18 protein-coding genes are annotated in these 20,817 nt (G+C 71.5%); 6 read left to right on the forward strand and 12 right to left on the reverse strand.

The window, feature by feature from the left end; all coding sequences use genetic code 11:
* Nucleotides 1-126: 126 nt before the first annotated feature.
* Both OG429_RS34120 and OG429_RS34125 read right to left on the reverse strand, forming a co-directional pair.
* Entirely contained in the window at nucleotides 127-2,127 is a 2,001-nt protein-coding gene (locus tag OG429_RS34120) for an ATP-binding protein (RefSeq protein ID WP_328929112.1), read from the reverse strand.
* Between the two features lie 132 nt (nucleotides 2,128-2,259).
* Nucleotides 2,260-3,516, reverse strand: a complete 1,257-nt coding sequence (locus OG429_RS34125; protein WP_328929113.1) for a cytochrome P450, cyclodipeptide synthase-associated — start codon at nucleotides 3,514-3,516, stop codon at nucleotides 2,260-2,262.
* Nucleotides 3,517-3,808: 292 nt separating this feature from the next.
* Between OG429_RS34125 and OG429_RS34130 the strand changes: the two genes are divergently transcribed.
* Nucleotides 3,809-6,292, forward strand: coding sequence for a SpoIIE family protein phosphatase (locus OG429_RS34130; RefSeq protein WP_443051290.1), 2,484 nt, complete (start codon nucleotides 3,809-3,811; stop codon nucleotides 6,290-6,292).
* A 54-nt stretch (nucleotides 6,293-6,346) separates the two neighbouring features.
* Here OG429_RS34130 and OG429_RS34135 read toward each other — a convergent pair whose 3' ends face one another.
* Entirely contained in the window at nucleotides 6,347-6,832 is a 486-nt protein-coding gene (locus OG429_RS34135) for a hypothetical protein (protein WP_328929115.1), read from the reverse strand.
* Entirely contained in the window at nucleotides 6,829-8,004 is a 1,176-nt protein-coding gene (locus tag OG429_RS34140) for a molybdopterin-dependent oxidoreductase (RefSeq protein WP_443051291.1), read from the reverse strand. The genes OG429_RS34135 and OG429_RS34140 overlap by 4 nt, the downstream gene beginning before the upstream one ends.
* Before the next feature lie 457 nt (nucleotides 8,005-8,461).
* Between OG429_RS34140 and OG429_RS34145 the strand changes: the two genes are divergently transcribed.
* On the forward strand, nucleotides 8,462-9,661 hold the full coding sequence (locus OG429_RS34145) for a molybdopterin molybdotransferase MoeA (protein WP_328929116.1): 1,200 nt from the start codon (nucleotides 8,462-8,464) through the stop codon (nucleotides 9,659-9,661).
* Nucleotides 9,662-9,676: 15 nt separating this feature from the next.
* On the opposite strand, the gene OG429_RS34150 is transcribed toward OG429_RS34145, so the two are convergent.
* Entirely contained in the window at nucleotides 9,677-10,474 is a 798-nt protein-coding gene (locus OG429_RS34150) for a VOC family protein (RefSeq protein WP_328929117.1), read from the reverse strand.
* A gap of 150 nt (nucleotides 10,475-10,624) precedes the next feature.
* Nucleotides 10,625-12,307, reverse strand: coding sequence for an ABC-F family ATP-binding cassette domain-containing protein (locus tag OG429_RS34155; protein WP_328929118.1), 1,683 nt, complete (start codon nucleotides 12,305-12,307; stop codon nucleotides 10,625-10,627).
* Nucleotides 12,308-12,505: 198 nt separating this feature from the next.
* Between OG429_RS34155 and OG429_RS34160 the strand changes: the two genes are divergently transcribed.
* From OG429_RS34160 to OG429_RS34175, 4 genes are all read left to right on the forward strand, one after another.
* A complete protein-coding gene (locus OG429_RS34160) occupies nucleotides 12,506-13,711 on the forward strand; it encodes an alpha/beta hydrolase (protein ID WP_328929119.1) in 1,206 nt (401 codons plus the stop codon).
* A gap of 143 nt (nucleotides 13,712-13,854) precedes the next feature.
* Nucleotides 13,855-14,229, forward strand: a complete 375-nt coding sequence (locus OG429_RS34165) for a hypothetical protein (protein ID WP_328929120.1) — start codon at nucleotides 13,855-13,857, stop codon at nucleotides 14,227-14,229.
* Nucleotides 14,230-14,417: 188 nt separating this feature from the next.
* Nucleotides 14,418-14,801: an ArsR/SmtB family transcription factor gene (locus tag OG429_RS34170; RefSeq protein ID WP_328930508.1), complete on the forward strand. Its 384-nt coding sequence runs from the start codon at nucleotides 14,418-14,420 to the stop codon at nucleotides 14,799-14,801.
* 207 nt (nucleotides 14,802-15,008) lie between these two features.
* Nucleotides 15,009-15,302 (forward strand): SHOCT domain-containing protein, encoded by a 294-nt coding sequence (locus OG429_RS34175; protein WP_328929121.1) that lies wholly within the window; start codon nucleotides 15,009-15,011, stop codon nucleotides 15,300-15,302.
* Nucleotides 15,303-15,395: 93 nt separating this feature from the next.
* Here OG429_RS34175 and OG429_RS34180 read toward each other — a convergent pair whose 3' ends face one another.
* The 6 genes from OG429_RS34180 to OG429_RS34205 form a co-directional block, all read right to left on the reverse strand.
* A complete protein-coding gene (locus OG429_RS34180; RefSeq protein ID WP_328929122.1) occupies nucleotides 15,396-15,866 on the reverse strand; it encodes a DUF6325 family protein in 471 nt (156 codons plus the stop codon).
* Complete coding sequence (locus OG429_RS34185; RefSeq protein WP_328929123.1) at nucleotides 15,863-17,737, reverse strand: glycoside hydrolase family 15 protein; 1,875 nt, start codon at nucleotides 17,735-17,737, stop codon at nucleotides 15,863-15,865. The genes OG429_RS34180 and OG429_RS34185 overlap by 4 nt, the downstream gene beginning before the upstream one ends.
* An 88-nt stretch (nucleotides 17,738-17,825) precedes the next feature.
* Complete coding sequence (locus OG429_RS34190) at nucleotides 17,826-18,245, reverse strand: SHOCT domain-containing protein (protein WP_328929124.1); 420 nt, start codon at nucleotides 18,243-18,245, stop codon at nucleotides 17,826-17,828.
* A gap of 86 nt (nucleotides 18,246-18,331) precedes the next feature.
* Nucleotides 18,332-19,165, reverse strand: a complete 834-nt coding sequence (locus OG429_RS34195) for a class II glutamine amidotransferase (RefSeq protein WP_328929125.1) — start codon at nucleotides 19,163-19,165, stop codon at nucleotides 18,332-18,334.
* Nucleotides 19,166-19,948: 783 nt separating this feature from the next.
* Complete coding sequence (locus OG429_RS34200; RefSeq protein WP_328929126.1) at nucleotides 19,949-20,395, reverse strand: DUF7144 family membrane protein; 447 nt, start codon at nucleotides 20,393-20,395, stop codon at nucleotides 19,949-19,951.
* A gap of 117 nt (nucleotides 20,396-20,512) precedes the next feature.
* Nucleotides 20,513-20,788: an isoamylase early set domain-containing protein gene (locus OG429_RS34205; RefSeq protein WP_328929127.1), complete on the reverse strand. Its 276-nt coding sequence runs from the start codon at nucleotides 20,786-20,788 to the stop codon at nucleotides 20,513-20,515.
* Between the last annotated feature and the right edge of the window lie 29 nt (nucleotides 20,789-20,817).

The following is a 20,817-nucleotide window of genomic DNA, read 5'->3' on the forward strand; positions in this document are numbered from 1 at the left end:
ACTCGTGCGGGACGCTGTCCACTTTCCAGGCAGAAAACGGGCCGGGACTGTCCAGTCCTGTCCGCACCCGTCCATCGGCCGCGCGCAGCCGTGCGTCGGCGGACGCACGGACGCCGAGGGCGCCGGCTACGAATCCTTGAGGGGGCCGTGCAGTTCCCGCTGCCACAGGGCCTCGCACAGCAGGTCGAGGCCCTGGCGCAGGTGGCGCCGGTAGGTGCCGTACGGAAGGCTGAGACGGCGGGCCGCTGCTTCCTGCGTGGGCGCACCGGAGAAGTAGCCCGCCGTCAGGGCCTCGCGGGCCCGCACTCCGCGCGGGTCCTGGGCGAGGTCGTCGACAGCCTTACGCAGCAAGGCGCGCAACTCCTCGACGGGCTCAGCGAAGTCGGCCGCGAGACGGGCGCGCATCAGTGCACCGGCGGCGAAGGCGCCCGCATCGCGCCAGTGCGTCAGCGCCTCCCGTACGGCCTGGTCGAACGCGGCGCGCGATACGGGCGACGGTGCCGACCGGACAGGTACGTCGGTGGCCGACATGAAGCGGCGAAGCCAGGTCTCCACGGGTTCCTGGCGCCAGTCGACGCTGAACAGCCCGTAGGTGTGCTCACCGACTCGCGGTCGTGCCCCGGTATCGGCGAGTGTGCCCTTGACGCGCTCGGCCCAGGTCTCGGCGTCCCGGAAGACGGCGAAGCCGTACGCGCGGCCGCGGGCACGGGCGGATTCCGCCTGGGCGCGGGAACTGCTCAGGTCGATGACGCGCGAGGGCACCTGGTAGCGCTCCGGGTAGACCGAGAAGCGGCTGATGCCGATGTGTTCGCCGGGGTTCACCGCAGCGGTGGTGGCGGTGTGCTCCCACGCCGCGGCGACGACGGGATCGGTGGCCAGGTCCTGGGGGTCGGGCGGGGCCGGCAGGGCGAGTCGGGCCGTGAACGCCACGATGCGGCCCGTGCTCACGAGGCGGTAGACGCTGAAGGCCTGCGGCTGGCGCTGCGCCCAGTAGCGGACCAGTTCCGCGGAGGCCGCCCCCTCGGTCTCCGCGGCCATGCGCAGGACGACGGCGAGGTCGCCCGGGTGCAGAGGGCGGTCGTGCACCTCGTCCTCGCGGGACCAGGTGCGCAGTCGCGCCAGGGTCTCGCCCTCCCGGAAGAGGTAGAAGAGCTCGTCGGTGACGGTCCACACCCGCTCCTCGGGTGCCTCGCGCAATACGCGCAGGTACTCCTCCGCCAGGCGCCGGCGCATCGCCGCGAAGGCGGTGGGTGCCCGCCAGCGCAGGTCGGCGGCCAGGGTCTCGCGTGCGGCGTCGTGGGGGTAGAGCCCGCGGTGCGTGGACTCCATGAAGGGCAGGTCCCTCAGCCAGGAGAAGAGGAGGTGGGCGTCTTCCTCGGGCAGCACCGAGGAGAGGAGCTCCTCGGAGGTCGCGTACGCCTGTGCCGCCACCTCCAGGGCGCGGCGGTGAGCGGCCGTGGGCACCTCACCGATCAGCCCCGCCAGCAGGGTGCGCAGGATGTCCGCCGAGGGGGCCCAGATCTCCTCCTCGCCGTACCCTGTCGATCCCGCGGCTGCCGCGAGCGACAGGGCCAGCGGGTTGCCTCCGGCGAATCGGAGTACCCGGCTGCGCAGCTCGGGGCGGAGCTGCGACGCGGCCAGCAGGCTCCGCGCCTGATCGTCGGAGAACGGTTCCAGTTCGGTCACGTGCAGGAGTCCGGCCCAGGCCGGGTCGGCGGCCCACTGCGGCTGCGGTGCGAGCCGACCGGCCAGGACGGCCAGGGTGCCGTCCGCGGCACGGGGCAGGAAGTGGTGCCACAGCCAGCTCTCCAGCCACTGGCAGTGCTCGAAGGAGTCCACGACCAGGACCGTGCCGGGAACGTCCAGGAAAGGGCCGGCCGCTCGCTCGAAATCGGCCGGGTCCCGGCTGACGAAGCGGCCGTCGAGTTCGACGAGCCGTCGTCCCGCCGTACGGGCGTGGTCCGCCAGACGACGCAGCAGTGTCGACTTCCCGATACCGCCCGGCCCGTACACGTAGAACGCGAACGGCGCCTGCGGATCGCCGGCCAAAGCCTCCCCGAATCGCGCGAGTTGTTCGTCCCGGCCGATGAAGGCCCGAACTCGCGCGGTGCTGAGTCTCTCTCCCACGGACACCATGGCGTCTCCCATTTCCCCTTGTTGCCGGCGCCGGACAGCCCATGCCCGGAGGCACCGCACACCGGTGCCCGCCTCGTGAAGACGGTCACGAGGCACGTGTGGTGCCGGTCCGGCCCCTCATTCCTACGCCCGCCCGCTCCGGCGGTGGCCGGTGCCGGCTTCGTGGACGGGAGTGAAGTCCAGGGACAGGGAGGCGGGACCGCGGGTGTACAGGCCGGTCTCCCGGTAGTGGAAGCCGGGGCTGTAGCGGACCTGGTCCAGCAGGGGCAGCAGCATCGCGGCGACGGTCTCGATCTCGGCGCGTGCGAAGGCGGCACCGACGCACTGGTGGAGTCCGGTACCGAAGGCGAGGTGCTGGGCGGCGGCGGTGAAGGAGCGGGCGGTGCCCAGGTCGGTGCGGTGGATGTCGAAGGTGTCCGGGGCGGCGAAGGCGTCGGGATCGCGGTTGGCCGCGCCGATCATGCAGAAGACGGTGGCGCCTGCCGGGACGGTGGTGCCGGCGAACACGGCATCCTGTTCCGCCTGGCGGGGGATGAGCTGGACGGGCGGGGTGTAGCGCAGGGTCTCGGCGATCGCGGCGGGCAGCAGGGTCGCGTCCTGGCACACCCGGGCCATCTGCTCGGGGTGGTCGATCAAGTGCTTGAAGAGCAGGGCGAGCGTCTTGTCCGCCGGCTCGGCCGCGGCCACGAGAACGTTGATGATCAGCGCGGTGACGTCGCGGTCGCTCATGGCGATGCCGTCGAACTCGGCAGTGCACAGCTTCGATATCAGGTCCTCGCCCGGGTGGCGGCGCCGCTGTTCGATGACGGGGACGAGGTAGGCCTCCAACCGCTCGGCGCAGTCCAGACAGTGCCGGCGGCGCTCGGGAGTGAGGACGATGCTGGTGATGAACTCGGCGACCCCGCTGTGCCAGGCGGCCACTTGTCGCCAGTCCTTCTTGTCCAGGCCGAGGATGTCGAGGGTCACGTTGATGGCGAAGGGCTTGCCGAAATCGTTGACGAGGTCCATCCGCCCCCGAGGGAGGAAGGGGGCGATGAGGTCGTCGGCGCTGGCGCGGATGGCGCGAATCTGGTCCTGCAGGGCCTGCCCCGTGAAGCCCCGGACGACGATCTTTCGCTTGGCGGTGTGCTCGGCCCCGGTCATCTGGGCGAGGACCGGACCGCGCATCACCGGCTCGGCGCGCACCTGGAGCATCTCGGTGGAGAACGCCTCGTGGTCGGTGAGCACCCGCTTCACGTCCTGGTAGCGGGAGAGGAAGTAGCTGTCGACCGCCGGCTCGTAGTGCACCGGTACGTGCTCCCTCAGCCACGCGAAGTAGCGGTACGGGGCGGCGGCGAAGTCCTCGGACAGGACACTGAAGCCGGAACTAACCATGGGCATGACAGAGAACCTCTCGCAGTGGGGGAAGAGGGGGACCAGCCAGTCCTCGGGAGCGGGCCCACCGGAAGGTCAAGACGTCAGAGCGGCGCCATCGGTTGTCTCGGTGGGCAGCGCCTCTCAGGTCGGCGACCAGGAGGAAGCCCCGTTCGGCCCCCAGGCACCCGCCGTCTTGACCGCCGTACGCCGACCGTGGCCGCACCCGCCCTGTCACGTCATGGTGCACGCAACGTAGGCGGCACCGGCCGCCCCGGCCTGCGTTCCGACTCGCCCGAACGGTCCCGGGCGCGACAGCATGGAGAGAGGGCGGTCGGCCGGAGCTCCTCGGGAGGAGGCGATACAGACAGTGACCAGACATCGCTTTGCGTTCTGCGGGGCTGAGCTTGCCGCTGTCTACGTGGTCGCCGACCAGGACAGGGAGCTCCATCTGGCCGAGCTGACCGGAAACCGAGGTGTCCTCTACGGACTGCCCGCGATCCTCGCCGTGGCCGGCCATTCGCCCGCCGCCAATGCCTTCCGCTCCGGTCGGCCGCTGTGGCTGACTCCCAAGGAACTCGCCACGTTCATCGAGGAAGATCCCCACCACTTCCCCACCCGGGTCGGGGACGGTGCCCCCAACTCGCCGGCCAGGATCTCGCTGGGCGCGCTGCCACTGGGACACGGCGACCAGGAGCTCGGGTGCCTGATCGTCGCCGGCGCGGTCGGGGACGGCTTCAGCGCCGACGACCGCAGCCTCCTGGAGCTCTACGCCGATCAGGTGGCCGCCGGACTCGAATCGGTCGCCGCTCGCTTCGCCGGGCGCAAAGCCCCGCAGGCACATCTGGGCCAGTCCCTGGTGCCCCACCAAGGCGGCGCGTTCATCCTGGAACTGAGCACCGGCCGCATGGAGGCCCACGCGCATGTGCTGGAACTGCTCGGTCTGCCTCCCGAGCAGTTCGACGGGCAGGTGGAGACCCTGCTCGCCTGCGCCGTGCCGGACGACATGCCGGCGCTGATGGCGATCGTGGAGCCGGACCGGCTGGCCGCCGCAGGGCAGCAGCTGGCGTTCCGTATCCGCCGCCCGAACGGAGAGCTGCGCTGGCTGGGGCTGCGCTGCCGCGTGGAGGTGGACTCCGACGGCACACCGCAGCGCGTCCTGGGTGTGGTGGCCGATGCCACCTATCTGCGTCCCAGCGCCGACGAGGTCTCCCTCGTGCAACGGCTGTCGGCCACGCTGGCGGGAGCGGCGACCATCCGAGAGGTCAGCCGACTGGTGGTCGCCGCCCTGCGCGAGCCGCTCGGCGCCTCCCGGGTCGCGGTCGGCGAACTGGAGCCCGAGCGGCTCATCGTCACCGCTCTCGACCCCCCGGACCCGGACGCCTGGCCCGAGGTCTGGCGCTCGGAATGGCGGTCCGAGTGGCCCGATGTGTCGCTCAGCGACCTGCCCACCCTGCAGAGCGCGTTGCGTGGGGGGCACATGAGTCTGTGGCCGCCGGACGCGGCTCTCGAGCCCGGTCTTCTGGGCGTCGGGCCCGGTGGTCTCGCGGTGCTGCCGCTCCCCGCCGAGGGCAGGATCGTCGGGGTGTGTCTGGTGGGGTGGGACGCGGAGCACCGGTTCGGACCGGAGGAGCGGTCGCTGCTGACCGCGACCGCGGGGCTGGTGGGGCAGGCCCTGGTACGCGCCCACGGACTGGACGCGAGCCGCGAACTCGCCACCATGCTCCAGCGCAGTCTGCTGCCCCGTAAGCTCCCGGAGCTGCCGGGCGGGGTCGCTGTCGCCCGCTACCTGCCCGCGACGGCGGGACTCGAGGTCGGCGGCGACTGGTACGACGTCATTCCGCTCGGCAACGGTCATGTGGCGTTCGTCATCGGGGACGTGCAGGGGCACAGCGCGGGAGCCGCCACCATCATGGGCCAGATGCGTACGGCGGTCAGGGCCTACGCGGTGGAGGGCCACCCGCCCGATGTGGTGGTCGCGCGGGCCAACCGTCTGCTCGTCGGCATGGAGACCGATCTCTTCGCCACCTGCGGGTATGTGGACCTGGACATGGAGGAGGGCATCGCCAGGGTCGTACGGGCCGGCCACCTGCCGCCGATAGTGCGCCATCCCGACGGCGTCGCCGAGGAGATGGCGGTGGAGGGCGGGCCTCCACTGGGCGTGTCCGCGGAAGCCGAATTCCCCATGACCGAGGCGGGGCTGCTCCCCGGAACCCTGCTCGTTCTGCTGACGGACGGCCTGGTCGAGTCCGCCAGGCTGCCTCTGGAGGAGGGCATGCGGCGGGTGTGCGACGTGCTCGCCGCGGTCGACCCGGTCGATGTCGGAGGGGTGGCCGACGAGTTGGTCGTGGGTGTGGGCCGTCGCGACGACGATGTGGCGTTGCTGTTGCTGCGCTACGACGGCACACAGGGCCGGCCGATGCGGAGCCACTGGACGGTGTGGCGGCTGCCCAAGGCGGTCTTGCACGCGCGCCGCTTCACCGCACGCACCCTGCGCTCGTGGGGAGTGGTGGAGGAACTCGACGCGGCTCTGCTGGTCGTGTCCGAGCTGGTCACCAATGCCATCGCGCACACCCAGGGCGAGGTGGGGATGGATCTGACCCTGTCGGCGGACCGGCTGCGGATCGCCGTGAACGACGCGTCGCCGCGCAGCCCCGTCAAACCGGTGTCGGTGAGCTGGGAGTCGACCGGCGGTCGCGGGCTGCTCATCGTCGAGGCGACTTCGACGGCCTGGGGCTCGGTGCCGCTCAGCGGCGGCAAGCAGGTGTGGGCCGAGATCCCCTGGCGCCGCGCGAGCGGCTGACGCGGAAGGCGAGGGCCCCTGGGCCTCTGTCCCTGCACCGTCCCCCCGCCGTGATCACGACCGTGTGCCGGGGCGGCGGCTCCAGTGCCGGGTCCGTACGACCAGGACCACGGCCGAGGCCGCGAACAGGGCCGCGGTGATCAGCATCCACCGGGCCAGGAAGCCGTCCGCCGGGAGGGCGGTAGCAGCCGTGTAGTGCCCGACCCGGCGGAAGACCAGCGGCCACCAGACCAGCAGCAGGACACCGGAGACGAACGCGGGCACCCGGACGTAGTTCACGCTCACCCGTGGCGCGGGCCGATCGTCATCCCGGCCCCGGGGGAACAGGGCCTGCGCCGCCCGGTCGGTCACCGCATACAGGGGAAGCAGTACCAGGTCGTGGAGGAGGGCCGCCCCGACGAACCACAGGGCCACGCCGAGCGTGTCCCCCTCGAACAGGCGCAGTCCGGCGTAGGCGGCGAGGGCGAAGGAGACCAGGACGAGGAGCAGGTGAAGCGGGGAGGCGCCGTAGCGGCGGCGGAAGACGGTCGAAGCGGTCATGCCGGCTCTCCGAACGTCAGACGGGTGACCCACTTGGTGTTGTGCACCCCGGGCGCCCCGGGGACGATGATCCGCGCCGGATGGCCGTGGTCGGGCGAGAGGACCGCTCCGTTGACCCGGACGGCCAGGAGCGAGCGGCTGTCGCGGACCTGGTTGTCGCGCAGCACGGCCGAACGGAACGAGCCGCCGCGCTGCACCGACTCCACCAGGACCTCGGGCGTGTGCGCGCCGAGCCCGACGACGGCGGCCAGATCGGTGAGCCGGACCCCGCTCCACAGCTGGTCGGGGGTGGACCAGCCTTCCACACAGGCGATCGGGAGGGCCGCCTCGCGCTGCGTCATGGCCAGCAGCTGCTCGTACGTCAGGTCGACCTGACGTCCGGCGCCGCGTACGGTCAGCCGCCAGGCGGGACCGATGTCGCTGGGCCGGATGCCGACGGAGGCGGCGGTCTTGTTGATCTGGAAGCCGTTCGGGCCCGAGCCTGGGTCCCGGCCGTGCGGTGCCAGCAGCGCCGTCTGCCGCCACCATCCGCCGATGCTCTGCCCCGCCGTGACCACCAGCAGGGTCATCGACCCGAGCCCGACCATGGCCACGGCGCCCCGGCGCGAGATGGTCGGCTCCGCAGGCCGCGGCGAGACCAGACCGACCGCCTCCTCGGTACCCGCCGCGGGCTTCTGAAACCGGTGCCGGACGGCCCGCAGCGCCCTGGGCAGCCGGAAGGTCACGTGCACCACGAAGGCGCCGATGAACACCCAGGCCCCGTAGAAGTGCAGCGTGTAGAAGGAGCCGGGGAAGATGTAGTGCAGCTGGACGTTGAGGATGCCGGTGACGAACTCGAAGCCGGCGCCGCCGACCAGCAGGAGCAGCGACAAGCGGTCGAGGGCGTGGCTCACCGAGCGGATCGGGGGCCACTCGAACAGCTTCGGAATGACCGACCACAGCTTCGCGAGCAGCACGGGTACCAGCACGATCCCCAGCGTCACGTGCACGCCTTGGGTCAGCCGGTAGAGCCAGTACGGGGAAGTCGGCCAGGAGAACAGGTAGAAGCCGAGCCACCCCTTGTCCGGAGTCTGGTCGTTGACCGCCGCCAGATCGGGGTTGTACGCCGCGTACGACAGCAGGCCCGTCACGAACAGCACCGTGATCCCGAACAGCAGGACGAGCCCGAACACCGCGGTGAACCAGGGCCCCCGCAGGGGACTGCGCCAGAACTCCGGACGCGTCGGCCCCGGTGGAGGCCCCGGTGGAGGCCCCGGTGGAGGCCCCGCGGGCGCGGCGGCGGTTCCCTCCGGCTCTCGGGCTGTCGTCGGTGGCACGTCATCCGGCTCTTCCTTCCCGACGCCGCTCACACCCATCGGAAACCTCCCCATGGCACTGAATTGCCGCATGTGCGCGACGTGGGCCAACGGAGAGAACATGGCGCACCGGAGGTACCTCCGTTTCCGGCGACACACCGGATGGGAGCAGTTGCGCACATTTGGGTGCCCGCCGGGACGAGGAGGACAAGGATCTCGGACGTACGGGGAGGACCAGGGCTCACAGGGATCGGGGGCAGTGGGTGAGCAAGCTGGTCCACAACGGCAACCCGCCCCGCAGCCAACGGAAAACCCACGGTCCCAGGCTGGTGCCATGCTTCTGACGACCGACACCACCACCGCGCACCGCGCACCCGCGCAGGAGATGCCCTGGGAGCGGGCCCGGGCGCTGGCCCATGAAGTGCCGCTGCCACTGGCCGCCCGCACGGTACCCCTGGCCGCGGCAACGGGGCTGACCCTGGCCGACGCCCTGCGGACCCACCACCCGCTCCCGGCGTTCGACACGGCAGCGATGGACGGCTACGCGGTGGCGGGCGAAGGGCCCTGGCGCATCAGGGGGACGGTCCGGGCCGGCACCGCCTGGGACGGACCCATCGCGCCGGGAGAGGGAGTGGAGATCTCCACCGGGGCTCCGGTCCCGGCAGGCGCCCGCGCGGTCCTGCCACTGGAACGGGCGGCGGGAGGCGACGGCTGGGTGTCGGGACCCGCGCAGGCACCCGGCGAGCACATCCGGCGCGCCGGTGAGGACGCCCCGGCGGGGACGTGCCTCGCTCCGGCCGGGACCCGGGTCGGCCCGGCGCTGCTCGGGCTCGCCGCATCCTGCGGCTACGACGTGCTCCGGGTGCGGCCCCGGCCCCGGGTCAGGATCCTCGTCACCGGTGACGAGCTGGACCGCGACGGCAGGCCCGGCCCCGGGCGGATCCGCGACGCCCTGGGTCCGCTCCTGCCGCCCCTGGTCACCGCTCTCGGCGGCGCGGCCGTCGGAGTGCAGCACGTCCCCGACCGCCCGGCCGGGCTGCTCGCCGAGGCCGTGCACGGGCTGCGGGACGCGGACGTCATCGTCGTCACGGGGTCCACCTCCGTCGGGACCACCGACCAGCTGCGGCACCTGCTGGGCGACGCCGACGCCCGGATGGTCGTCGACACGGTGGCCTGCCGGCCGGGGCATCCGCAGCTGCTCGCGGGACTCGGATCCGGGCGGTGGGTGGTGGGCCTGCCGGGGAACCCGTACGCGGCACTCGTCGCCGCCCACACCCTCCTCGCCCCGCTGCTCGCCGGGCTGTCCGGCCGCAGCCTTCCGCCCCTGCCGCAGGTCCCGGTGAGCGGCGACCTACGGCCCGTCCCCGGCCTGGCGCGGCTGGTGCCGGTCGCCTGGGACGGCTCGGGCGCCCGGGTCGTCGGCGGCCACCGCGCGGCCTTCCTCCACGGGGCGGCGGTGGGCGACGCGCTCGCCGTGATCACCGAGGGCTGGGCGGACGGAAGCCCGGCCCCGCTGCTCCTCCTGGCGGGATGAACCGCCCCGCCGGGCTCAGCTCCGGGTGGGGGTGAGCAGGACGAAGTCCGCGTTCGACGGGTCGAGGCAGACGGCCAGCCGGCCGACACCCTCGGCGTCCTCCGGCCCCATCTGCACGCTGCCACCGTTCTCGGTGACCCTGGCGACCGCGGCGTCGCAGTCGGTGACGTGGAAGACCGGGTGCCAGTACGGCCGTCCGCCGGACAGGGCGAGGTTCTCCCCGGGGAGTTCCATGAGGCCGCCGTGCATGCGCTCGGCGGGCAGCCCGGCGGGGGTGATGAGGGCGTACGTGCCCCCGCCGCCCGGCAGCGGCATGTCACTGAACTGCCAGCCGAAGACACCGCCGTAGAACTCCTTCGCGGCGGCGGCGTCGCTCGTGTACAGCTCGGTCCAGGACAGCGAGCCCGGCTCGTCCACCAGCTCGACGCCCGTATTCGTTCCCGGCTGCCAGACGGCGAACTGGCCTCCCAGCGGGTCGGTGTACTGCGCCATCCGGCCCCACTCGTCGAGGTCCCTGGGCGCCACCCGCACCGTGCCGCCGGCGCCCTCGACGGCCTGCGTCGTGGCGTCGGCGTCGGCGACGCTGTAGTAGATCATCCAAGCCGAGCGCGCGCCCCCCTCGGTGAGCTTTCCGAGCCCGGCGACGATCTTGCCGTCCTTCCGGAACATCCCGCCTTCCATGTCCTCCGCCTCACCCATGGACTCGTAGTCCCACCCGAGTACGGCGCCGTAGAAGGCCGCGGCGGCAGGGACGTCGGGGGCGCCGAGGTCGAGCCAACAGGGGGAGCCGGGGACGAAGTCAGTGGTGATCACGGCGATTGCCTTTCGTAGACCGCTTGTGACCTCAGCGTGACACCGGCCACTGACACCCGCCCCTCGACCGCTCCCGCGCGGGCGGCATTCGCGAGGAGCTAAGCGGCCTCTGGGAAGTGGGGCGCATCCCCGAGGCCGCTTAGACGTCGCTTAGACGTGCCGTACCGACCCCGCCACCGGGGAGCCCGAGCGGAGCTCCAGGCCAGGGCCGGCGAAGGTGGAGCGGAAGCGGCGGTCGTGGGAGACCGCGACCACCGCGCCGCGGAAGGCGGCCAGGGCCTCCTCCAACTCCTCGACCAGTGCCGGGGACACGTGGTTGGTCGGCTCGTCCAGGACGAGCAGTCCGGCGGGCCGGGTCACGAGCCGGGCCAGTTCCAGCCGGCGGCGCTGGCCGATCGAGAGCGACGCCACGGGCACCCGCAGGTCCTCCGCGCGGAACAGCCCGAGGCCGAGGAGCTGCTCTGCGTACTCCTCCGGGTCGCCGGGGCGTCCGGCGGCGAAGCCGTGCAGCAGTGGGTGCTGGCCCGGATCGACGGCGACCTCCTGCGGGAGGTAGCCGACCGATGTCCCGCACCGCACCGTGCCCTGGTCCGGTGTGAGGTCACCGGCGAGCACCCGCAGCAGCGTGGACTTGCCCGCCCCGTTCGGACCCGAGACCAGCAGCCGGGCTCCCGGGCCGATCGCCAACTCCGGAACGTTCAGCCGCCCGCCGACCCGGACCGCGGCCAGTTCCGCCACGTACGGGGTGTCCTCCGGCAGGGCGTCGCCGTCCTCGTCGATCCGCGCGGTGAACCGAAGCGGATCGGGCGGCGCCGCGACGGGCTCCCGCAGCAGCTGGTCCAGATGCCGACGCGCTGCCCGGACCTGCCCGGACAGCTTGGCCTCGTGCGAGCGCCGGTGCTTGCCGAAGCCCTCCCGCGGGTCCTTGCCGGTGGTGGCGAGCCGGTGCCCTGCGGCGTCGACGAGGTGCCGCGTGCGGGCGAGTTCGCCGAGGTACTCCTGGTGGCGTTGCTCGCGTCCCCGACGGGCCGCGGCTCGCGCGGCCCGGTATCCTGCCCAGCCGTCCCCGTACCGCGTGACGGTCCGCAGATCGTGGTCGACCTCCAGCACGGTCGTCGACACGGCCTCCACGAACGCGCGGTCATGCGTGATGACGACCGCCGTGCCCCGGTGCGCGCGCAGCCGCTCCGCCAGCCATGCCACGGCCGGTTCGTCGAGGTGGTTCGTCGGCTCGTCCAGCAGCAGCAGTTCCGGGGACGCGCCGAGCACACAGGCGAGGGCGAGCCGGGACTGCTCGCCGCCGGACAGTGAGCCGAGGGTCCGCTCGCGGCCGATGTGCCCGATGCCGAGCATGTGCAGGGCGGCATCGGTGCGGGCGTCGGCCGTGTAGCCGTCGCGGGCCTCGTACGCGGTGAGCAGGTCACCGTACGCGTCGAGCTCGGCGGGCCCGGCGTGGGCGAGCGCGGCCTCGGCGGCCCGGATGTCGGCCTCCAGCGTCCGCAGCTCGTACCGGGCCGAGTCGACGGCGTCCCGCACGGTGCGGTCCGGCCCGAGAGCGAGGGTCTGCGCGAGGTGCCCGATGCCGCCGGGGAAGCTGCGGGTGATCTGGCCGTGGTCGGGTGCCTCGACCCCGGCGATCAGCCGCATCAGGGTCGACTTGCCGGAACCGTTCTCGCCGATGACGGCGGCCTTCTCGCCGGGACGCAGGGTCAAGGAGACCTGGTCGAGCACGACGCGGTCGCCGTAGGCCTTGCAGACGTCGGTGAGGGCGAGCTGCGAGACCGGTGTGGTGGAGGCGGCGGCGGTGGGAGCGGCGGGACTGGTGGAGTGCATGGGAATCCTCTGGGGCGTGGTACCTGCTTCCTGGCGAAGGGCAGCGCGAACCGGCTACGCGGTGGCCGTGTCCGGATCGCGCAGCGGGGTCAGAGGAACAGGTAGTGCACGCACATGGGAACAGCCTACTGCGGTGCGAACCGTCTCGTCTTGTTGATTTCCACAGGAGGAGAGCCGGGGGAGAAGGGGAGCCGGAGCATGCGGCGTGCGTACGTCGCCGCGTACGCCGACCTCGCGAAGCGGTGCGAGCGCCGTGAGCCGGAGCTGCTGCGCCACATCTCGACCGCCGACACCGCGCGCGATCTGGACCTGCTGCGCCGGGCGGCTGGGGAGGACCGGCTGCGCTACTGGGGCATCTCGTACGGAACCCTGCTCGGCGCGACGTACGCGAACCTGTTCCCCGACCGGGTCGGACGGCTCGTGGCCGACGGGAACGTCGACCCGCAGGCATGGGTGAACCGCGGCGCGGACGGCGAGCCCGAGCTGAACACCTTCCTGCGCCTCGGCTCGTACCTCGGCTCCGCCGACACCCTCGGTCAGTTCCTCGACCACTGCGGCCGCGCGACGGTGTCCCGGTGTGCGTTTTCCGCCGGGAGCCCGGCGGCGACCCGGGCCAAGTACGACACCTTGCTGGAGCGCCTCGCCGGGCGGCCGGTCGGGAGCTGGACGTACGCGCGCGCGGTGAACGAGGTGCGCAGCGGGCTCTACACGGTGCATCCGGGCTGGACGGGGACGGCCGGAACTCTGCAGTCGCTGTGGCAGGGACGGGTGCCGGCGGAGCCTCCGGCGCCGGCCGGGCCCGCCCGCTATCCGGGGTTCGAGCAGTCGCTCGCGGTGCTGTGCGCCGAAAGCCCCAACCCCGCCTCGTCCGGGCACTATCCCGCGCTGGAGGAGCGGGCCGTGAAGCAGGCCGGGGCGCTCGCCCGGTGGTGGGCCTGGGCCAACGAGCCCTGCACCGCGTGGCCGGCCCGGGCGGCCGCCCCGTACACGGGCCCGTGGAACCGGACCACCGGGCATCCGGTGCTGGTGGTCAACGCGGTCTACGACCCGTCGACCCCTTGCCGGGCGGGGCAGGCGATGGTCACGGAACTCGCGGGGGCCCGGCTGCTGACGCTCGACGGCTACGGGCACACCGCGCTGGACAATCCGAGTGCCTGTGTGGAGCGGCACGTGGTCCGGTACGTCCTGACCGGGGCGCTACCGCCGGAGGGGGCGCGGTGCGGGCAGGACACCCCGCCGTTCGGGACCGGGCGGGAGCGGCCGGCGGGAGCCGCGCCGGACCGTGCGGGCAAGGCGGGCGGGTGGTGGTACGCCGCACCCTTCACGTCCTGGCCGCAGCGGCCGCTGGGTCTCTTCCCGGCTCGTCCCGGCTGGACCTCGGCCGTGGTGCCGGGCGGATCATAGCCGGGCAGGGGTCGGTTTCCGCCGAATCCGTCATTCCGGGTGCAGAGCGGTGCACGCTCAGTAGCTTCTATCTGACAGACGGTCCTGCCCTGTTGGAACCGAGGGCCGGGCGTGAACAGAGAGCAGTGAGGGAGCGGACGGCGATGGCGAATGTGGAAGTCTCGTTGAAGGAGACGATGACCTCGATCGAGGGCGCGCTGGGTGTCGCGCTGGTGGACTACGCCAGCGGCATGGCCTTGGGTACCCTCGGCGGCGGGAAGGACCTCGATCTGACGGTCGCGGCGGCGGGCAACACCGATGTGATCCGGGCGAAGGTCCGCACCATGGAAATGCTGGGCATGAAGGACGAGATCGAGGATCTGCTGATCACGCTGGGCTCCCAGTACCACCTGATCCGGCTGCTCAAGAGCCGCGGGAGCAATGGACTGTTCCTGTACGTGGTGCTGGACAAGAACAATTCCAACCTGGCCATGGCGCGTCACCAGCTCAAGCGCATCGAGTCGGCGCTGGAGTTGTAACGCCGCATCATCAGGGCCCACGCATGCCCACAAGTTGAAGCTTTCTTCAACTCGGCACATCCGAAATCGGTCAAGTTCGGGCATGCGTGGCCCCAACGGACGCGACGATGGACACCGAAGACCGGCCGACTCGATGCCCCCGCGGCCGCGGCCGCGGTCCAAGCAACGCAGCAGGAGTGTTCGTGGGAGTGCAAGTACCGCTGTACCAGGCCAAAGCCGAGTTCTTCCGGATGCTCGGACACCCGGTTCGCATCCGAGTCCTGGAGCTCCTGCAGCACGGACCCGTGCCCGTACGGGACTTGCTGGCGGAGATCGACATCGAGCCGTCCAACCTCTCCCAGCAGCTGGCGGTGCTGCGCCGCTCGGGGATCGTCGTCTCCACCCGCGAGGGCGCCACGGTCAACTACGCCCTCGCCGGCGGCGACGTCGCAGACCTGCTGCGCGCTGCCCGGCGCATCCTGACCGAACTACTGGCAGGGCAGAGCCAGCTCCTGGCCGAACTCCGGCAGGTGGAACCGAGCCCCGCAGAAAGGGGGGCGGAAACCGATACGGCCGCGCACCTGGGCCGCTGAACCGCCGCGCATTGCGGCACCGCCAGTGCCGCAGTGGCTACGGTGCGTGGTGGTGCGCCTTGGCGACGAGGACCGTACGGCGGCACCCTGCCGCGGGCACCCGGTTCCCGGAGCGCGCGAAGCCTTCTGTCGGTGCGATGCTGGAAGAGAAGCGGAGGACCGGCAGCCGAGCTGTCCGGTCCGCCTCGTCAGCAAGGGAGGAACGACGTGCCTGGTCTTCTTCGAGGAGTAGCGCGCACCGCCGTGGTGGCCGGTACGGCGACGGCGGTTTCCAACCGGGTCTCGCGGCGCCAGGGAGGCCGGTGGGCCCAGCAGGATGCTCAAGCCGAGCAGCAGTCCGCCGCACCCGCGCCTGCCCCCGCACCCGCTGCCGCGGCCCCGATGGCCGATGACATGAGCAGCAAGATCGATCAGCTCAAGGAACTCGGAGCACTGAAGGATCAAGGACTTCTGACCGAAGCGGAGTTCGCGGAGCAGAAGAAGAAGATCCTCGGCGCCTGACCCTCCGGTCGTGCCGACCGGATCGCAGACCACGACGTACGCCGGAGGCCGGGACAGCGTCCCGGCCTCCGGCGTACGTCCGATGCCGCCCGGTCATTCCGTGGCGGGCGGGCTGCCGTTCTCGGCGGCCTCCACCGCGTCGATGGAGGCCAGCAGGGCCTGCACGGGGATGCGGCCGCTCGCCACCAGCTGCGCGCCACTGCGCCGCAGGGCTACGGCGAAGGGCGCCGCCCAGCGGTTCTCGTACACCATGATGGCGGCCGCGTTGCCGGGCTGCAGGGCGTTGCCGGCCTCCTCCAGGTCGTCCTGGCCCAGCAGCTCGGACGATGCGCCGTCGAAGACGGACAGGCTGAGCGTCCCCTCACCGTCCCCGGCTTCCGAGAGCTCCATGGCGGTCACGGTTCCGTCGGCGTCCTTCCTCACGAAGCGCAGGTCGAGGAGGCGGATGATCCCCCTGTCCACGAGGTCGACCAGCAGAGGGAACGCCTCGCCCGTCATCTTGTTTCCGGGGAACTCGACGACCACGTAGTCGACGGGGCCCATTTCTTCGATGTTGTCGCTCATGAGCGCTCCAAAGCGGTGTGTGCGGTCTGGTCGAGTGCGCTGTCGAGTGCGAGTGCCGCGGTGATGAGGGAGAGGTGGGTGAAGGCCTGCGGGAAGTTGCCGAGCTGCTCGCCGGTGAGGCCGACCTCCTCGGCGAAGAGCCCGACGTGGTTGGCGTAGGTGAGCATCTTGTCGAAGGCGTAGCGGGCCTGGTGGACGCGGCCGGCCCGGGCGAGGGCGTAGACGTACAGGAAGCTGCACAGGGAAAAGGTGCCCTCGGATCCCTGCAAGCCGTCGGGGGAGGCGGCGGGGTCGTAGCGGTAGACGAGGCTGTCGGAGACGAGTTCCCTGTCCATGGCGTCGAGGGTGGAGAGCCACCGCGGGTCCTTGGGGGCGATGAAACCGACGAGCGGCATCAGCAGCAGGGAGGCGTCCAGGACGGGGCTGCCGTAATGCTGGACGAAGGCCTGGCGTTCCTCGCTCCAGCCGCGGGTCATGACCTGCTCCATGATCGCGTCGCGCGCCGCCGTCCAGCGGGGCAGGTCGCCCGGGCGGGAGTGGGCCATGGCCTGGCGGATGCCGAGGTCGAAGGCGACCCAGCACATGAGCCGGCTGTAGGTGAAGTCCTTCTGGCCGCCGCGGGTCTCCCAGATCCCCTCGTCCGGGCGGTCCCACGTGTCGCAGAGCCAGTCCAGCAAGGAGGCGGAGCGCTGCCAGTCGTCGTAGCCGAGGACACCGCTGACCTGGCCGGTCTGGGCCAGGGCGAAGACGGCCTCGCCGTAGATGTCCATCTGCAGCTGGTCGGCCGCGCCGTTGCCCATACGTACAGGGGCGGATGCCTGCCAGCCTTCCAGGTGTTCGAGGACTTCTTCGGACAGGTGCGGGTCGCCGTCGACCCGGTACATGATCTGCAGGGGTTCGCCGTTGGGCGCGCCGCCGTCCCGCAGGCGGTCTTCGAGCCAGCCGCGGAAGGCGCCCGCTTCTTCGGTGAAGCCGAGATCGAGCATGGCGCGCACCGCGAGGGAGGCGTCACGGACCCAGGTGTAGCGGTAGTCCCAGTTGCGCTCGCCGCCCACCTGCTCGGGCAGCCCCATGGTCGCGGCGGCGATCGGCGCGCCCGTGGGCGCGTACGTCATGAGCTTGAGGGTGATCGCGGAGCGGTTGACCGTCTCCTGCCAGCGGCCGCGGTAGGTGCAGCGCCCGATCCAGTCGTGCCAGAAGCGGCACACGGCGTCGAACTCCTCCGTCATTCCGGCCACGCTCAGCGGCGGCGGGGCGGGGCTGTCGGCGCCGCAGACCGTCAGGACGACGGCAGCGCGTTCACCCTGGGCCAGGGTCACGGTCGCCCGTACGTCCACCTCGTCGGTCTCCAGGGCCACGGGGCCCAGGACCTGCAGGTGCGCGGTGATGCCGGGTCCGTCGAAGCGGGCGGTGGTGCCGTCGCACGTCAGGTCGTGCGGTGCCCGGCCGTAGTCGAAGCGCGGTCGGCACTCCAGCGTGAAGCGCACCGTCCCGCGCACCACGCGGAGGATCCGCACCACTTGGTGCCGGTCGGTGGCGGCCTGCGGTCCGTGGACGGGCATGAAGTCGACGACCTCGCCGACGCCTTCGTGGGTGAGGAAACGAGTGATGAGCACGGCGCTGTCGGCGAGGTAGAGCTGGCGGTTGATGACGTCGGCGTCGCTCGCGGGCTCGCCTTCGGAGGCGTCGGGCGCGTCCGCGGTGATCGCGAAGTATCCGCCGCGGCCGTGGTCGAGCAGGCCGGCGAAGACGCTGGGCGAGTCGAAGCGAGGCGAGCAGAACCAGTCGAGCACTCCCTCGGACGATACGAGGGCACAGGTCTGCAGGTCCCCGATCAGGCCGTGCTCGGCAATCGGCGGATACACGCGCATCGTTTCTCCAGGGTGGGCGCTGTCGCCGCCCGGCCGGGCGGCGACAGGGATCGCGGCGGGCGATTGCCGTGGCAGGAAGGACCGGATCTCAGGTCGAGAGGACCTTGGCCTTGGCGGTCTCGTACTCGGCCGCCGTGATGTCACCGCGGTTCTTCAGCTCGGCCAGCTTGGACAGTTCCTCGGCGTGGCTGGTGGGCCCGGCGCTCTCGCGCACGTAGGAGCGGAAGGCCTGCTCCTGCTGCTGGGCCCGCTGCATCTCGCGTTCGCCCATGCCGCGCCCCCGGGCGATCAGATAGACGAAGACGCCCAGGAAGGGCACCAGGATGACGAAGACGGTCCATCCCGCCTTGCCCCAGCCGCTCAGGCCGTCGTCACGGAAGACGTCACCGATGACGCGGAAGAGCAGCATGAACCAGAGGATCCACAGGAAGAAGATCATCATGGTCCAGAACGCGTTCAGCAGGGGGTAGTCGTAGTCCGCTGCCAGATCGAGTACAGAGTCCCGCATGGCCTGGTCTCCTGTCGCTTGTGACGGGCGGGCCGCCGCTGCCTCACCGGAGCCGGCGACGCCCCGCCTGGGGCTCGTTCACCGCGTCACGCGGGTATCGGGGCGAAGGGGTGCAGTGCGTCCGCCCCGGGCTGTACGAGGCCGTAGCTGCCCTCCGGGACCTCGTTCCAGGCGCCCGGCAGGTCGCCGAGGGGTTCGGACACGATGAGACGGGTCTCGTCGGAGACTTCCTGCAGGAAGGTCATATCGGGGTGGAGTTTGCGCAGCGATTCCACCTTGCTGCTGTAGAACAGCGACCGGGAAGTGCCCTGGGTGGAGTAGCGGAAGGCCCACACGGTTTCGCCGTTGGTCACCGCGACCGTCATCTGGAGCGGGAACTCCACGCCGTGTTCGCGCCCGGCGCGCTCCACCACCCCGGCCATTCGGGCCACGGCGGTCGGCGGGTCCTGGTCCAGGCCGAAGGTGAGGGCCAGGTGGAACATCACCTCGGAGTCCGTCGTTCCCTCGATGTCGGTGAACTGGGCGGGGTCGACGAGCAGGCACAGATCCCGGCGCATGAGGTGGAAACCGGCGATGGAGCCGTTGTGCATGAACATCCAACGGCCGTGCCGGAAGGGGTGGCAGTTCGACCGCTGTACCGCTGTACCCGTCGACGCCCGGATGTGGGCGAAGAACAGCGGGGAGCGGACATGATCCGCGATTTCCCGCAGGTTGGCGTTGTTCCACGCGGGGCCGACGTCTTTGAGGAGCGCCGGGGAACTGTCCTCTCCCGTGTACCAGCCGATGCCGAACCCGTCGCCGTTCGTCGTCTCCACACCCATCTTCGAGTGCAGGCTCTGGTCGATCAGCGAGTGGGTGGGTTTGTACAGGATGGTGTCGAGCAACATGGGTGTTCCCGAGTAGGCGAGCCATCGGCACATACGCGATCACCTTGTTCCTACTGCACCGCGGGACCACCACTGCGTTCCCGTCCGTGCTGCGGGCGGCGCCGTCTGCTACCGGGCGCCTTCATCCGGCCATCTCATTCTCGTCTCGCTCACCGTGTATCGCCATCCGGGCCGGACACGGCCGCCCGGGGAACCGGCGCCCGCGAGGCGGGGCCTGCGGGGGGCCGCCGGGCACCGTGCTCCCGGCCGGGCCCCCTGGGCGATCACGCTCAACTCACCGCGCCGGCGGGTGAAGTGGCTCGTCTTCGGATCCCGGCCTCGACCCACGTGCCGACGCCGCCGGTGCGGCCCCGGTGACCGGCGCGTCAGTGCGCGGCGGACGCTCGCGTACATCAGGACTCCGCCCTCCCGCGCGCTTCGGGTGGCGCGTGGGAGGGCGGTTCGGGCGGAAGACTCATTGGGCTCCGAGGGACGGTGGTGAGGCAAGGGCGCTCATGACCTGCCGCACCGCTTCCATACAGGCCGCGCAGTGCCTCTCCTCCCTGGTTTCCGGGTCGGGGGCCGGGCCGGGGACGACCTGGCCGCACAGGGCAACGTGCTGAGCTCTTGGGATGACGTGCCAGCCGAGGCCGGTGACGGTGCACGCGGGACCTATACGCATCTCGTACATGGCTGCCTCCTCACGCCGGGGCGGGGCCGCTGGGCGTACTCCCAATAGGCCACCGCGCCGACCGGGGTGCGGGTTGTGAGCGGCCGTTCGGGTGACGCGGCCCCGCCCGGGGGAGGGCCTCCCGGCTCTTCGGGCCCTGCGTGGGGTCAGGCCGTGGCGGCGTGGGAGGGATCGGTGTCGCTGCACAGCGCCCAGATGATGAAGACGTCGACGGCGATCGAGATGATCGCCCAGAACGGCGTGTAGGGCAGCCACATGAAGTTGAGGACGATGCTGCAGGCGGCGAACGCCACACCCAGCGCCCGCGCCCAGCCCGCGAGCTTGAGGACGCCGATGCCGACGACGACGAGGATGATGCCGAGGATGAGGTGGATCCAGCCCCAGGCCGTCACGTCGAACTTGAAGACGTAGGCACCCAGGCGGGTGTAGACCTCGTCCTCGGCGATGCTGGTGATGCCCTTGATGATGGCCAGGGCGCCGTCCACCAGGAGCAGGACGCCGGCGAACATGGTGCCTCCCGCCGCCCAGGCGCTACGGCTGTCGTGCTGCCCGCTGGGAAAGCGCGGAGAGGCGGGGGTCGAAGGCTGTGCCATGAGGAGCTCCTTCATCGGACTGTGCGCCCGGAGGCGGGCGCCGCTATGAGGTGGGGGCGACCGGAAGGCCCGGCCGGACGGGCCGGCCGGGCCGACGGGGACGGGCCGACCGGTCCGTCAGGTGCGCAGGCAGCTGTTGACTCCGTCGTGGGTGTCCGCGTTCTCGTCGTTGAACCAGTAGTCGCCGGCTGCCAGGTACCGGAAGGAGTGCTCGCTCTTGCCGGGCAGGGTGACCGTGACCGCCCGGGTGCCGTCGCTGCGGGCTTCGAGGGGGTGGGCGCCGGGCTGCCAGTCGTTGAAGTCGCCCACCACACTGACCGGCCCGGGCGGGGCGTCGGCGGGCAGGACGAAGGTGACCTCGGTACGGCCCTTGCGCGGCTTGCGCTCCAGCATGGGATCGACTCCAGACGTCGTGACGGGTT

Origin of the sequence: Streptomyces sp. NBC_00190, from assembly GCF_036203305.1 — a bacterium.
In the GTDB taxonomy this organism is placed as follows: Bacteria; Actinomycetota; Actinomycetes; order Streptomycetales; family Streptomycetaceae; genus Streptomyces.

Coding starts and splice junctions, on each gene's coding strand:
- OG429_RS34125 (WP_328929113.1), bottom strand. CDS start 3,516: ATGCCCATGGTTAGTTCCGGCTTCAGTGTCCTGTCCGAGGACTTCGCC.
- OG429_RS34145 (WP_328929116.1), top strand. CDS start 8,462: ATGCTTCTGACGACCGACACCACCACCGCGCACCGCGCACCCGCGCAG.
- OG429_RS34205 (WP_328929127.1), bottom strand. CDS start 20,788: ATGCTGGAGCGCAAGCCGCGCAAGGGCCGTACCGAGGTCACCTTCGTC.
- OG429_RS34135 (WP_328929115.1), bottom strand. CDS start 6,832: ATGACCGCTTCGACCGTCTTCCGCCGCCGCTACGGCGCCTCCCCGCTT.
- OG429_RS34180 (WP_328929122.1), bottom strand. CDS start 15,866: ATGAGCGACAACATCGAAGAAATGGGCCCCGTCGACTACGTGGTCGTC.
- OG429_RS34155 (WP_328929118.1), bottom strand. CDS start 12,307: ATGCACTCCACCAGTCCCGCCGCTCCCACCGCCGCCGCCTCCACCACA.
- OG429_RS34165 (WP_328929120.1), top strand. CDS start 13,855: ATGGCGAATGTGGAAGTCTCGTTGAAGGAGACGATGACCTCGATCGAG.
- OG429_RS34200 (WP_328929126.1), bottom strand. CDS start 20,395: ATGGCACAGCCTTCGACCCCCGCCTCTCCGCGCTTTCCCAGCGGGCAG.
- OG429_RS34185 (WP_328929123.1), bottom strand. CDS start 17,737: ATGCGCGTGTATCCGCCGATTGCCGAGCACGGCCTGATCGGGGACCTG.
- OG429_RS34130 (WP_443051290.1), top strand. CDS start 3,809: ATGGAGAGAGGGCGGTCGGCCGGAGCTCCTCGGGAGGAGGCGATACAG.
- OG429_RS34195 (WP_328929125.1), bottom strand. CDS start 19,165: ATGTGCCGATGGCTCGCCTACTCGGGAACACCCATGTTGCTCGACACC.
- OG429_RS34190 (WP_328929124.1), bottom strand. CDS start 18,245: ATGCGGGACTCTGTACTCGATCTGGCAGCGGACTACGACTACCCCCTG.
- OG429_RS34160 (WP_328929119.1), top strand. CDS start 12,506: ATGCGGCGTGCGTACGTCGCCGCGTACGCCGACCTCGCGAAGCGGTGC.